This window comes from Halocynthiibacter styelae (assembly GCF_016123485.1).
Lineage (GTDB): Bacteria > Pseudomonadota > Alphaproteobacteria > Rhodobacterales > Rhodobacteraceae > Halocynthiibacter > Halocynthiibacter styelae.
In genome coordinates this window covers 106,913-119,554 of sequence record NZ_JADCKQ010000005.1, presented here as the reverse complement: position 1 = coordinate 119,554, position 12,642 = coordinate 106,913, and the positions used below count along the sequence as shown (strand labels likewise).

The window sequence follows — 12,642 nt, the reverse complement described above, 5'->3', positions numbered from 1 at the left end:
ACAGGCGTTTAGAATACAAAAGGGCAGCCAATTGGCCGCCCTTCCTTTTTGTCAGATGTTTCGCTTATACGAAGAATTGCCCGCCATTCGCGGAAATGGTTGAACCGTTGATGAATTCCGCATCATCAGACACAAGGAACGTCACGCAGCGCGCGATTTCTTCCGGGGTGCCGAGGCGACCCGCCGGGATCTGGCTGATGATTGATTCACGTACTTTTTCAGGCACAGCCATCACCATTTCGGTGCCGATATAGCCCGGGCAGATCGCGTTGGCCGTGATGCCAAAACGTGCGCCTTCCTGTGCCAGGGATTTGGTGATGCCCAGATCACCGGCTTTGGATGCGGCATAGTTTACCTGTGCAAACTGACCTTTCTGACCGTTGATGGATGAAATGGTCACGATGCGGCCGAATTTGCGCTCGCGCATGCCAGGCCAGATCGGGTGGGTCATGTTGAACACGCCGGACAGGTTGGTGTCGATCACCTGCTGCCACTGTTCGCGGGTCATTTTGTGGAACGGCGCATCACGGGTAATGCCGGCGTTGTTGATCAGGACGTCAACCGGGCCAAGTTCCGCTTCAACGGCTGAAATGCCTTCCGCACAGGCATCATAATCTGCTACAGACCACTTGAAGGTCTTGATGCCGGTTTCTGCTGTGAACTTTGCTGCGGCTTCATCGTTGCCTGCATAGTTTGCTGCGACGGTGTAACCCGCCTCTTTCAGAGCGACAGAAATCGCAGCGCCAATGCCGCGTGTGCCGCCGGTTACCAGTGCAGTGCGTGACATGCCTGCTCTCCCTTATAAAAAATCCAGTCGGTAACTCTGTAAAACATTTTTCCATGTATGCGCAACAATATTTCAACGAAAATTGCCGCATTGCAGAAATAAAAACGCCGACAGTGTTACTGTCGGCGTTCTGTCATAGGATTTTGAAGGTATTATGACGCCTCAGCGTTCCACGCAAAGCGCCACGCCCATGCCACCACCAATACAGAGGGTCGCAAGACCTTTCTTCGCGTCGCGACGCTGCATTTCAAAGAGAAGCGTGTTCAGAACACGGCAACCGGACGCACCAATTGGGTGACCAATGGCAATCGCGCCGCCGTTCACGTTCACGATCTCCGGATCCCAGCCCATGTCTTTGTTCACGGCACAGGCCTGGGCGGCGAAGGCTTCGTTGGCTTCAACCAGTTCCAGATCTTTTGCAGTCCAACCTGCTTTTTCCAGCGCAATTTTGGATGCATGCACCGGCCCCATGCCCATTATGGACGGGTCAAGGCCTGCAGTTGCGTAAGATGCGATTCGCGCCATTGGGGTGATCCCGCGTTTCTGGGCGTTCTCTTCAGACATCAGCAGAACGGCCGCCGCACCATCGTTGATACCGGATGCGTTTGCCGCAGTGACGGAACCGCCATCCCGCACAAAAGCCGGGCGCAGTTTTTGCATCGCTTCCATGGTTGCGCCGTGGCGGATGTATTCATCCTGATCAACGATGATCTCACCCTTGCGGGTTTTCACCGTGAAAGGCACGATTTCATCGGCAAACAGACCAGCTTTCTGTGCCGCTTCCGCCTTATTTTGTGAGGCAACAGCGAAGGCATCCTGCACTTCGCGGCTGATGTCCCATTGGTTTGCAACGTTTTCAGCGGTCTGGCCCATGTGGTAGCCGTTGAACGCATCCCACAGACCATCGCGGATCATGCTGTCGATATATTTCACATCACCCATTTTATGGCCCGCACGCAGATGTGCCACATGTGGGGAAAGCGTCATGTTTTCCTGACCGCCAGCGGCCACAATTTCTGCATCACCCAGCATGATGTGCTGTGCGCCAAGGGCGACGGTGCGCAGGCCGGAACCGCAAACCTGGTTAATCCCCCAGGCAGAGCTTTCCTTTGGAAGACCGGCATTGATATGCGCCTGACGTGCGGGGTTTTGACCCTGACCAGCCTGCAGCACCTGGCCCAGAATGGTTTCGGATACATCGCCTTTTTCAACACCGGCGCGTTCTACCACGGCCTCAAGCACTGCCGCACCCAGATCATGGGCCGGTGTGTTTGCAAAAGAACCGCTAAAGCTGCCAACGGCCGTACGGGCCGCGGATGCGATCACTACATTTGTCATATCTGGTCTCCTCCGTTTCAGACGCCATGGCGGGCTTGTTCCCCGGGCGATGGCGTGTTGGCGGTGAGGTTAGGAGGAAAAATATCATCTGGCAATGCGTGCGCAGAGAAAATTTCTGCATTGCAGCAACGTCAGATTTTGCCTTGTTGGTATTTACGTTCCTGTTCCATCGGGCTTTCCATCACGGGGCTGCCGAAATAATAGCCCTGCAGGCAATCCACACCGATGTCTTTCAGAATGGCAATATCATCCTGGCTTTCCACACATTCTGCGACGGTGAACATGTCAAAATGCCTGGCGATGGATACAAGCGCGCGGGTCAGAACCTGATTGTCGGCGCTATGGGCAATGCCGGTGATGAATTGCCCGTCGATCTTGATGACATCAAAGAAGAAATCCTTGAAAAACCGAAAAGCCGTATAGCCCGCCCCGAAGTCATCCAGGGCAAAAGCGATGCCCTGGCTTTGCAGATCGGCCATGAAGCTTGTGACAAGTTCCGGCATCTGCATGGCGGAACTTTCCGTGATCTCAAGGATCAGGCGTTCGCCAATTGTATCATCTTGCGCAAGCCCGGCATTCAGTGACCGTATCCAGGGGGCATATCCGATTGAACGCGCGGACATATTGATCGAAAGGCGCAGGGTCGGATCATCGGCAAGCGCCCGCAGGCCCAGTTCTATCGCGCGACAGTCAATCAGGCGGCCAAGTTCATTGTCTTCGATCTGATTGATGAATTCCTTCGCCGGAATCACCCGGCCGCTTTCATCCAGAACCCGTACAAGCCCTTCGTAAAATGCGACCTGCCCCAGCTGATCGGACCGCACCACCGGCTGATAGGCCAGGGCTACATTCTTACGGATAAGTGAGTTTTCAACCATTTTCAGAATGTTGCGGTCACGTTCTGCAAGAACACGGGATAATGGGCCACCATGTGCACCATCTTCACCCCTGTCGAAACTTAACGGATCACTCAACATCATCTGTCCCGGTTTTCATACTTCAGCTTTGGTCAGACTGCTGTAAAACTCTTAAAGAGCAGTGAAGAAACGCATTTGCGTGAAATCATATGAATTAAAAATGGAAGGATCCGGAAATGACAGAACGCTGTGGCTGGGTCGGCCTGGAAGACATTTACGTGGCCTATCACGATGAAGAATGGGGCGTGCCGGAATATGACGCGCGCGCTTTGTGGGAAAAACTGATTCTGGACGGGTTTCAGGCGGGCTTAAGCTGGCTGACGATTCTGAAGAAACGCGACAATTTTCGTGAGGCGTTTGAAGGCTTTCACCCCGAGATAATCGCCACCTGGGGCGAGGATGACATCGAACGCCTGCTGCAAAACCCCGGCATCATCCGCCATCGCGGCAAGATCGCAGCAACCATTACCAACGCCCAGGCCTATCTGCGGCTGCAGGAAGAACAATGCTTTGCCGATTTTCTGTGGGGGTATTTCGATCACAAGGTGGAACAGAACAGCTGGACCAGCCAGGCTGAGGTGCCGACGAAAGATGCGCGATCCGAACAGATCTCAAAAGACCTGAAGAAACGCGGGTTTAAGTTTTGCGGCCCGACGATTGTCTATGCGTTTATGGAGGCATCGGGCCTTATGAACAATCACCTGGTGACCTGCCACCGCCACCATGAAGTGGCCGCGATGGCGCGGGATCGTCAGGTATAACGCGCGCCCTGGCGGTCCAGTTCATGGCGCACCAGGGTCAGGTCAACCGCGTCCACGCCTTTGCCGGTTTTCACGGATACAGCTGCCGCAATCCCGGCGGCCTGCCCGGCAACGGCACAACAGGCCATGTTGCGGGTGGCGGCGTGGCTGGTTGTATCACCCCCGGTGATCCGACCCGATACAAGCAGGTTTTCGACCTGTTTTGGCAATAGATTGCGGTAAGGGATCTGGAAATACCGCCCGGTGGTGGGCAGGATCAGAATGCCATAGCCATCAATGAATTCCGGGAAGATGCCAACGCTGTCGTCAAATCGTCCCTGTTCGCGCACATCCTGGCCGGTCATATTGTAAACCGTGTCGACTTTGCGCGTATCCCGGATGCCAATCGACATGCCAAAGTTGCGCAAACGGATACCGTTGCACCCAGGCGTATAAGCCCGCAAGGCCTCAATCGCCAGCATGGCCTGACGGCGGCCTTCGATTTCATATGTGGTCAGGCTGTCAGGATCGGTGCCATCACAATTCGCCATATGAATCAGGTTCATATAGGTCAGTTCACCCGTGTCATGGCAGGCGCCCCAGGTACCCGCGATGGTGTTCAGGTTCGGTGGGATCATCCCGTCTTTGATCGCTTGCGCAAAAGGTTTGTGCAGGAAAGGCGAGAACATCTCGTCCTCTTTCCCGGTGGTTTCGATGTTCCACTCGCCACCGCCGCCCCAGTCCTTATAGGTCTGCGGATCGGCTTTGATGCCATCCATGAATTTCTGCTTATCCACGCCTGCCACATGGAACATCACGGACGCTGCCATCATCTTTTCCACTGGCGTCGTGAACACAGGCGCGCCGGCGCGTTGTGCAACATCGGCGTCCCCCGTGGCGTCAATCACCCGTTTCGCCAGGATCGCCTCGCGCCCGGCTTTGGATTCGGTGATTGCGCCGATGATTGTGTTGCCATCCATCAGGGGCGCAACGAATTGGCGGTGCAGCATGGGGCGGATGTTCGGTTCCCCCAGAACCATCTGATCGGCGACCAGTTTGAAGCCTTCTGAATCGATCTCATAGGATAAGGACTGGCTTTCCGGCACCGCCGCCCCCATGTCTTTCGCGCGGTCTTCAAATTCACGCGCGATGCCGTCGCTTTCAACGGTTTCCTCATGGCGATACCAATGCATGCCCTCAACGCCAACAACCGTCAGATTGCCGCCAAAACAGCCGAACCGTTCGACCAGCGTGACTTCCACCCCGGCCCGTGCGGCAGCCAGCGCCGCAGGCAGGCCACCGGGGCCAGAGCCGATTACCAGCACATCGGTTTCATGGACCACATCAATTTCGCGTGCGGGTTCAAGGATTTTACGTGTCATGCGCGGGCCTTTCCTCTGGTCCCGCCTGTATGACGGATTTACGCAGCACTCAGCGAGGTCAATTCCGACCCCCATGTCGCTTTTCAGAAAATAATTACAACTTCACCTGCCTAAGCGTGGAGTAATGCTCGCTGTCTTCGACCTCATGAAGTGTGCAGGATGTTCCAAATCTCTCCTGCAATGCAACTGACATCTGCGGTGGGGACCAGCCATCCTTGCTGCCATGCCAAAGGTCAACGGGGCATTGCACTCTGGGTAACGCGTCACGCCAATCCCGAACATAGGCCTGAACGTATGAAAGATTTGCCTCCCGCCTATTGATAAAGCTTTCCTGTAATGCGGTGCCCATGGCTTGCATGAAGTCAGGGTCTTGCAGCAACTCCTGTTCCATCGGGCCACATTTGGCGAACAACATGTTGAGGACCAGGCGGGGCGATACGCGTGAAAGAACGCCCTGAAAGACCGCCAGAGCGCGCAGAAGTTTTGGTTTTTTGATGGCCAGATCAAATACGGGCTTCCCGGCCATATGGGGTAGAAAGTCACCCAGCTGTAAGGGGGCTGCAGGTGAAATCAGGGTCAATTGGGCGATGCGATCGGGATGTGAGACCGCGATCTGAATGGCGGCCATCGCCCCGATGGAAAACCCGGCCAAATGCACCGGTTCGTCACTTTCGGAGATCAATGCATCGGTCAGCGCCTGGTGCGCGAGTTCTGGCGGATATTGCAGAAGATCCAGCGCCACGATCTCCACCCCAGGATTGGCTCGCGCCAGAAGATCCGCATCTGCTGCGCTGCCAGGCGTTCCATGGCAAAAGTATATTTTCCTCACAACATCGGATCCAATCGTTACCTGGGGGCTGCGCCTGCCCCTTCATACGCCCCGACAGATATCAAGCCGAGATGGTGCTTTTTCGCTGTCGTCTATGCTTTGTAATCCTCAAAACCGGGCGTGCCCGCGACCTCGGGGTTACGTGCCACATGGCGGCGCTTCAGCAGCTCGGTTGATCCGCCCTTATCATCATGGCGCCAGCCTGGGGGCTTTACCGCATAGTTCCATCGATCCTTCCAGGTCAGTCCCGGCTGCCGCCAGTCGCGCCAGATCGCCACCCATTCATGAAAGGCCACGCGGATGGGGTTAAACGTGCCGATATTGTGGATCAGCCCGTAGTCAACTTTCTCATCCTCAACCTCGGGCACAAAGGTGCCAAACATCTTATCCCAGATGATAAACACACCAGCATAATTCGCATCCAGATAACGCGGATTACGCCCGTGGTGCACGCGGTGGTGGCTTGGCGTGTTCATCACGGCTTCGAACCAGCGGGGCATTTTGTCGATGGCTTCGGTGTGGATCCAGAACTGATAAATCAGGTTCACCCCACCCACAAACAGCACCATCGCCGGATGAAATCCCAGCAGGATCAGAGGTGCACGTACCACCATCATCAGGGTAAATGTGCCCGTCCATGTCTGACGCAGGGCAGTGGTCAGATTGTAATGCTGGCTGGAGTGATGGTTCACATGGCTCGCCCAGACCCAGCGCACACGGTGGCCAAACCGATGCACCCAGTAATAGCGCAGATCATCCAGCACAAAGCAGACCACCACGACCAGCACAGACGCCCCCAGATTGATCGGGGTCAGCCACCAGAGGAACATAAAGAAGTTCCAGGCGATAAAGCCCAGCAGGATGCCCGAGACAACCGACCCGACCCCCATGAACAGAGAGGTCATCGCATCCCGCGTTTCATATCGCCCGCCGCGTTTCTTAAAGGTGATCCAGGCGATTTCGATCAGGATGGCCAGAATGAAAAACGGCACCGCGTAATCGGTGACTTTCGGATAGATCAGCATATCAGTCATTGCGGCTCTCCTGCTGGTGGGCGGTGATACGGTCGCGCCAGATGTCACGTTCTTCGGGTGTCAAAGTGATCTTTGCTTTCGGGTCGTCATACTCAGGAAACCCCAGGGTTAGTCCCTGATTTGCCGGCGTGAGTTGCGCCTGGCCCAGATGGTGGATCACACTATCAATGCCAAAACTGCGCAACAGCCAAAGCCCGCTTGCCACCTCTACCAGCGCCGCACGCCCGTCCGAGGCCACAATAATATCGCGCGGTTTCGCACCGGGGCGATGGCGCAGCCAATGCAGGCGCGCGTCCTCAACCGTGGTGAACTGCAGATCCCGTGAACAGCCCGCCCATCGCATGGCCCCCCAGGCGATCAGCAATCCGACCACAACCATCGGTGCAAGTATATGTAATGGCATTCATCTCTCCCTGCACGCTATTGGGGCAAAGGCAGGGGCGTTCTGTCAACGGGGCCGTGGCGTCAACGGGTAGGATTGAACTGGGCCTTCTACCATCAGTTTGCCTTCCAGACTAAAATATTTTCAAAATTTCCGCCCTTCAGATCTGATTTGGGAATCCAGAAGGATAAAGCATAACCATTTGGGTATTCGTATCTCAAAGGATAATCCTGCCCCATAACCTGAAAAAGAAGCACATGATCCCTAGTCAATTTTGGCCAATGATCATGCGCGTGAAAACTATGCGACCGTGCGACACAGGTATATTCATAACCGAACATACGATGCGTTTTTTTGTAATTCAGGTCATTCTTTGGTGGCCGTTTCAGCTTCGTTTTATAGAACCCACAATGTTTCACGAGCTCTTTGTACTTGTCATATGCAAGAGACACAGCAACTGACCGTTCGAGACAGTCATTTTCGTCCTCACCTGGCCAGTCAGGATGACTTGGATGGCTAGGCTCATCATAAACATTGGCCAGAAGAAACTCCATTGGCCAGTGATTTAGCTCTTCTGTACCTCCACCAAAATACCCAGCCTCAAATCGCTTTGCCGCCGCCGCCAGAGTGCCATAATCAGGGTATTCCGTGTGTGGGTCCGGCAGAAGCGGAGCTTTGCGGGGCGGGCACTGACTGACGTCATCGGCCACATAGATCACCTTTGCCCCTTCACCGCTCAGCAATGGCGGGATGTGGGAGGTTTCGTCAAACGGCGCAAGGATCGGTTCCACAAAGACAAACAGCGTACCGCGTTCAGGGAACTCCGGATATTCCATCGCGCGGGGCACAAAGCGCAGATCAATCTGAAAGATGAAATGCAACGGCACGTCGACCTCTGGAAAGGGGCATTTATAAACGGGCCACTCAATATGTGCGGGCAGTGTCGGCTGACCACCAAACCAACAGCCCGGCATGCCCTCATCCGTCTGCTTTGTTGTGCGCAGCATCATCGTCGCCAGACTGCGCATCCGTGCGAGGTAGCCGTCGATTTCAACGTCGCTCAGTTTTTTGTCAGTCATATCTCTTTGTCCCGTAATAATTTTGCCGCCCCATTCCGTTTTGATCAGGGCGGCTATATGGCGAAAATCATACGCAGAAATATGGCGGCATTAAGTAAGGTGGCGCGGATTTACTCCGCAGCACCTTTGTCTTCCGCACCGCTCATCGCAGCCAGGATCGCAATCGCGCTGTCGCTGTCCCATTCCGCATCACCAATCAGACGGGCGACCTCTTTCCCCTCAGGGTTCAGGATGATCGTCAGGGGCAGGGAGAGGGCGCCGAAATCAGCGGCCAGCGCGCGGCTGGGGTCCAGAAGAATCGGCAGGTTTTCAATCTCGGCCTCTGTCCAGAAACGATCAATCGCAGCCTGGGGGTTGTGGGATGTGGCCACGGGGACGACTGCGAACTGATCGCCGCCCAGACGCGCCTGCAGACGATCCAGCGATGGCATTTCAACCCGACACGGCGTACACCACGTCGCCCAAAAGTTCAGCAGCACATATTTGCCCTGATAATCCGCCAGAGTATGTTCGCCCCCCTGCGGATCGGTGAACACTGTGGCAGACTCGCGCTTTGGTTCCGGATGCAGGATCAGCTTGCGCATAGAGCCTTCGCGCATTTCACGCAGCTCTTCACGGTCAGGCGGCTGATGCGTGACATCCTGTGCCATCGCTGACGTTGCAGAGGCGGCAAGCGCGGTATAAAGGACAAGTGACTTCAGGAAATTCATAGGGGCTCCTGCGAAATGCGGGCGCAGCCGCGGAAGAAAGGCAAGACAATGGCAGATAAATCTAACACCATGTGGGGCGGTCGCTTTGCTGCGGGGCCGGATGCGATTATGGAAGCCATCAATGCCTCTATTGGTTTTGATCAGCGGATGGCCCGTCAGGATATTGAAGGCTCCCGCGCCCATGCCGCCATGCTGGCTGCCACAGGCATCATCACAGATAGCGACGCGGAAGCGATCCGTGAAGGGCTGCTCACGGTTTTGTCAGAGATCGAAAGCGGCACGTTTGAATTTTCAACGGCTCTGGAAGACATCCATATGAATGTCGAAAGCCGCCTGAAAGACCTGATTGGTGAACCCGCAGGCCGTCTGCACACCGCACGAAGCCGGAATGACCAGGTTGCGACCGATTTCAAACTTTGGGTGCGTGATCAGATTGATGCGGCGATTGACGGGATCGAAGCCCTGATGAAAGCTTTCCTGAAACAGGCGGAAGAGGGCGCGTCATGGGTTATGCCTGGCTTCACCCACCTTCAGACCGCCCAGCCCGTGACCTGGGGCCATCATATGATGGCCTATGTGGAAATGCTGGGCCGCGATCTGTCCCGTTTCAAGGACGCCCGCGTGCGTATGAATGAAAGCCCCCTTGGTGGTGCGGCCCTGGCGGGCACGTCCTTCCCAATTGACCGTCACATGACGGCGGAAGCCCTGGGCTTTGACCGCCCGACGGCGAACTCTCTTGATTCCACTGCGGATCGTGATTTTGCGCTGGAATATCTGTCCGCCGCTTCCATCTGCGCCATGCATCTGTCGCGCTTTGCCGAAGAACTGGTGATCTGGTCCTCCGCGCAATTCCGCTTTGTTGTGCTGTCTGACCGTTTCTCTACCGGTTCCTCCATCATGCCGCAGAAGAAAAACCCGGATGCAGCGGAACTGATCCGCGCGAAGATCGGGCGTATTCTGGGGGCGACTGTATCCCTGTTTACCGTGATGAAGGGCCTGCCCCTGACCTATTCCAAGGACATGCAGGAAGATAAAGAACAGGTCTTTGACGCAGCAGACAGCCTGATGCTGTCACTGGCGGCGATGGAAGGCATGGTCTCTGACCTGACCGCGAACATCCCGGCGCTTGAGGCTTCCGCCGGTTCCGGTTTCTCAACCGCAACCGACCTTGCCGACTGGCTGGTGCGTGAACTCAACATGCCATTCCGCGACGCCCATCACGTGACCGGCACGCTTGTGGCGCTGGCGGAAAGCAAGGGCTGTGATCTGCCAGACCTGACACTGGAGGATATGCAGAATGTTGCCGCTGGCATCACCCAGGGCGTATTTGACGTGCTTGGCGTGCATAATTCAGTAAACTCGCGCCAGTCCTATGGTGGCACCGCACCCGATCAGGTGCGCGCCCGTATTTCGGACTGGAAAGAGAGATTGAAATGAAACGTATTGTAATAGCACTTCTTATGACCGCAGGCCTCACCGCCTGCGGCGCCGACGGCGAACCTATCCGCCCCACCGCAGGCGTCGGCGTATCCGTCGGCACCGGCGGGGTGAGTGTTGGCGGCTCCGTTGGCGCGCGCGTTGGCAATGTGACGGTTGGGGTTGGGTTGTAATTAGTTGATTGTTTCCATGAATTTCATAACGGAGACATAATGCAAAATTATTGTTTTAATACAGATAGTTTTCGCGATGCACGGGACAAGGTTGAAGAAAACCCCAATGAGATAGAAGGCTACAACCTCACGACCGCGCTGAAGGGTGCCCTGGAGGCTGAGCATTTTATCTGCGAGGAGGTATTTGCCGAAGACTTCGGCTGGGCTTTCTACGCTTTTCGCGATGAGCAGAAGTATTTCATCACGGCATCCGTTGATCCTGAAGATGATCAGGTGGACTTCGGGTTTTTCGCGAATATTAATGTCGATAAAACACGTAGTTTCTGGGATCGGCTTCGTGGACGCAATAAAATGTTGGATGATGATCCTGCGGGTCAGATTGTGCATCGTGCGCTGAAATCATTCGGAGATGTTCACAATCTGGAATATCACCCGGCGTCCTGACCATTCCTATTAATCGCAGAAGGCTTCCCTTTCCCCGCCCCCCAGGCTAACAGCGTTTTTAACCAACCCCGGGGAGGCGCGTGATGGATTATTTTCTCTATAAAGACGGCGAACTGTTTGCCGAGGATGTCTCTGTGCGTGAAATCACGCGCGCTGTCGGCACGCCGTGTTACATCTATTCCGCCCGCACGCTGGCCCGGCATTACCGTCTGTTTGACGAAGCGCTTGAGGGCACGGAACATCTGGTCTGTTACGCCGTCAAAGCCTGTTCCAACCTTGCGGTTCTGAAACTGTTGGGTGATCTGGGCGCTGGCATGGATGTGGTCTCTGGCGGGGAATATATGCGTGCGAAAGCGGCCGGGGTGCCGGGCGATCGTATCGTGTTTTCCGGCATCGGCAAAACCCGGGAAGAAATGGAACTGGTCCTGAAAGGCGGCATCCGTCAGTTCAACCTCGAATCTGAACCGGAAATGCGTCTGCTGAACCAGGTGGCGCTGGAACTGGGTGTTGTGGCCCCGGTCACTGTCCGCGTGAACCCGGATGTGGACGCAAAAACCCACGCGAAAATCGCGACTGGCAAGTCTGAAAACAAATTCGGCATCCCGATCAGCCGCGCGCGCGAAGTTTACGCTGAAATCGCCAAGCTCCCAGGCCTGAAAGTGGTCGGCATTGATGTGCATATCGGATCACAGCTGACCGACCTTGCGCCCTATAAAGCTGCCTATCAGAAGGTTGCTGAACTGACCGAAGAATTGCGCGCTCAGGGCCATGAGATCACCCGCCTTGATCTGGGTGGCGGCCTTGGCATTCCGTATGAACAAAACAACGACCGCCCGCCACTGCCCGTTGAATATGGTGCGATGGTGAAAGAAACCTTGGGGCATCTGGATTGCGAGATCGAGATCGAACCCGGTCGTCTGATCGCAGGCAATGCCGGTATTCTTGTGTCAGAAACCATCTATGTGAAGGAAGGTGAAGACCGCAAATTCCTGATCCTGGATGCGGCGATGAACGATCTTGTGCGCCCGGCCATGTACGAAGCCCACCATGACATTGTGCCGGTTATGGAACCTGCGCCCGGCGTGGAGCCGGATCGTTATGACATCGTCGGTCCGGTCTGTGAAAGCGGCGATACATTTGCCAAGGGCCGTGATCTGGCAACGATGGAACCTGGTGATCTGGTCGCCTTCCGGTCCGCCGGGGCATATGGCGCGGTGATGGCGTCTGAATATAACTCGCGCCCGCTGATCCCCGAAGTTCTGGTGCAGGGCGATCAATTTGCGGTCATTCGCGCACGTCCCACCTATGAAGAGATGCTGAATCGCGATAGCATCCCTGAGTGGCTGTAATTCCGGCAGGCTTTGATCATCGCCGGAGCATCTGAAAGGGC

At 55.5% G+C, this 12,642-nt stretch carries 14 protein-coding genes; 5 read left to right on the top strand and 9 right to left on the bottom strand.

Annotated features, from left to right (window positions below; translation table 11 throughout):
* Positions 1–64: 64 nt before the first annotated feature.
* The 3 genes from phbB to H1D41_RS08440 form a co-directional block, all read right to left on the bottom strand.
* Positions 65–787 carry an acetoacetyl-CoA reductase gene (phbB, locus tag H1D41_RS08450; protein WP_107496760.1) on the bottom strand — a complete coding sequence of 241 codons (723 nt, stop codon included), beginning with the start codon at positions 785–787 and terminating at the stop codon, positions 65–67.
* Between the two features lie 162 nt (positions 788–949).
* A complete protein-coding gene (locus H1D41_RS08445; protein ID WP_228848488.1) occupies positions 950–2,125 on the bottom strand; it encodes an acetyl-CoA C-acetyltransferase in 1,176 nt (391 codons plus the stop codon).
* Between the two features lie 131 nt (positions 2,126–2,256).
* Positions 2,257–3,099: an EAL domain-containing protein gene (locus H1D41_RS08440; RefSeq protein WP_228848487.1), complete on the bottom strand. Its 843-nt coding sequence runs from the start codon at positions 3,097–3,099 to the stop codon at positions 2,257–2,259.
* Positions 3,100–3,218: 119 nt separating this feature from the next.
* Between H1D41_RS08440 and H1D41_RS08435 the strand changes: the two genes are divergently transcribed.
* Complete coding sequence (locus tag H1D41_RS08435; RefSeq protein WP_228848486.1) at positions 3,219–3,803, top strand: DNA-3-methyladenine glycosylase I; 585 nt, start codon at positions 3,219–3,221, stop codon at positions 3,801–3,803.
* On the opposite strand, the gene H1D41_RS08430 is transcribed toward H1D41_RS08435, so the two are convergent.
* The 6 genes from H1D41_RS08430 to H1D41_RS08405 form a co-directional block, all read right to left on the bottom strand.
* Complete coding sequence (locus tag H1D41_RS08430; protein ID WP_228848485.1) at positions 3,794–5,164, bottom strand: FAD-dependent oxidoreductase; 1,371 nt, start codon at positions 5,162–5,164, stop codon at positions 3,794–3,796. The two genes, H1D41_RS08435 and H1D41_RS08430, sit on opposite strands and share 10 nt — an antisense overlap.
* A 94-nt stretch (positions 5,165–5,258) precedes the next feature.
* Positions 5,259–5,993 carry an alpha/beta fold hydrolase gene (locus H1D41_RS08425; protein ID WP_228848484.1) on the bottom strand — a complete coding sequence of 245 codons (735 nt, stop codon included), beginning with the start codon at positions 5,991–5,993 and terminating at the stop codon, positions 5,259–5,261.
* Between the two features lie 92 nt (positions 5,994–6,085).
* Positions 6,086–7,027 carry a sterol desaturase family protein gene (locus tag H1D41_RS08420; RefSeq protein ID WP_228848483.1) on the bottom strand — a complete coding sequence of 314 codons (942 nt, stop codon included), beginning with the start codon at positions 7,025–7,027 and terminating at the stop codon, positions 6,086–6,088.
* The gene (locus H1D41_RS08415) at positions 7,020–7,430 is read right to left on the bottom strand and encodes a hypothetical protein (RefSeq protein WP_228848482.1); all 411 of its coding nucleotides are present in this window, start codon (positions 7,428–7,430) and stop codon (positions 7,020–7,022) included. The genes H1D41_RS08420 and H1D41_RS08415 overlap by 8 nt, the downstream gene beginning before the upstream one ends.
* 95 nt (positions 7,431–7,525) lie before the next feature.
* A complete protein-coding gene (locus tag H1D41_RS08410) occupies positions 7,526–8,488 on the bottom strand; it encodes a DUF1963 domain-containing protein (protein ID WP_228848481.1) in 963 nt (320 codons plus the stop codon).
* Between the two features lie 110 nt (positions 8,489–8,598).
* Positions 8,599–9,198: a TlpA disulfide reductase family protein gene (locus H1D41_RS08405; RefSeq protein WP_228848480.1), complete on the bottom strand. Its 600-nt coding sequence runs from the start codon at positions 9,196–9,198 to the stop codon at positions 8,599–8,601.
* A 48-nt stretch (positions 9,199–9,246) separates the two neighbouring features.
* Between H1D41_RS08405 and argH the strand changes: the two genes are divergently transcribed.
* From argH to lysA, 4 genes are all read left to right on the top strand, one after another.
* Positions 9,247–10,635, top strand: a complete 1,389-nt coding sequence (gene argH / locus H1D41_RS08400; protein WP_228848479.1) for an argininosuccinate lyase — start codon at positions 9,247–9,249, stop codon at positions 10,633–10,635.
* Positions 10,632–10,808, top strand: coding sequence for a hypothetical protein (locus H1D41_RS08395; RefSeq protein ID WP_228848478.1), 177 nt, complete (start codon positions 10,632–10,634; stop codon positions 10,806–10,808). Before argH ends, H1D41_RS08395 begins: the two co-directional genes overlap by 4 nt.
* Positions 10,809–10,847: 39 nt before the next feature.
* A complete protein-coding gene (locus H1D41_RS08390) occupies positions 10,848–11,252 on the top strand; it encodes a hypothetical protein (RefSeq protein ID WP_228848477.1) in 405 nt (134 codons plus the stop codon).
* An 83-nt stretch (positions 11,253–11,335) separates the two neighbouring features.
* A complete protein-coding gene (gene lysA / locus H1D41_RS08385; protein ID WP_228848476.1) occupies positions 11,336–12,601 on the top strand; it encodes a diaminopimelate decarboxylase in 1,266 nt (421 codons plus the stop codon).
* Positions 12,602–12,642 lie beyond the last annotated feature (41 nt).

Bases quoted from the DNA above. Each gene is read 5' to 3' on its own strand.
- phbB (WP_107496760.1), bottom strand. From the start codon at position 787: ATGTCACGCACTGCACTGGTAACCGGCGGCACACGCGGCATTGGCGCT.
- H1D41_RS08445 (WP_228848488.1), bottom strand. From the start codon at position 2,125: ATGACAAATGTAGTGATCGCATCCGCGGCCCGTACGGCCGTTGGCAGC.
- H1D41_RS08435 (WP_228848486.1), top strand. From the start codon at position 3,219: ATGACAGAACGCTGTGGCTGGGTCGGCCTGGAAGACATTTACGTGGCC.
- H1D41_RS08430 (WP_228848485.1), bottom strand. From the start codon at position 5,164: ATGACACGTAAAATCCTTGAACCCGCACGCGAAATTGATGTGGTCCAT.
- H1D41_RS08420 (WP_228848483.1), bottom strand. From the start codon at position 7,027: ATGACTGATATGCTGATCTATCCGAAAGTCACCGATTACGCGGTGCCG.
- H1D41_RS08415 (WP_228848482.1), bottom strand. From the start codon at position 7,430: ATGCCATTACATATACTTGCACCGATGGTTGTGGTCGGATTGCTGATC.
- H1D41_RS08410 (WP_228848481.1), bottom strand. From the start codon at position 8,488: ATGACTGACAAAAAACTGAGCGACGTTGAAATCGACGGCTACCTCGCA.
- H1D41_RS08405 (WP_228848480.1), bottom strand. From the start codon at position 9,198: ATGAATTTCCTGAAGTCACTTGTCCTTTATACCGCGCTTGCCGCCTCT.
- argH (WP_228848479.1), top strand. From the start codon at position 9,247: ATGGCAGATAAATCTAACACCATGTGGGGCGGTCGCTTTGCTGCGGGG.
- H1D41_RS08395 (WP_228848478.1), top strand. From the start codon at position 10,632: ATGAAACGTATTGTAATAGCACTTCTTATGACCGCAGGCCTCACCGCC.
- H1D41_RS08390 (WP_228848477.1), top strand. From the start codon at position 10,848: ATGCAAAATTATTGTTTTAATACAGATAGTTTTCGCGATGCACGGGAC.
- lysA (WP_228848476.1), top strand. From the start codon at position 11,336: ATGGATTATTTTCTCTATAAAGACGGCGAACTGTTTGCCGAGGATGTC.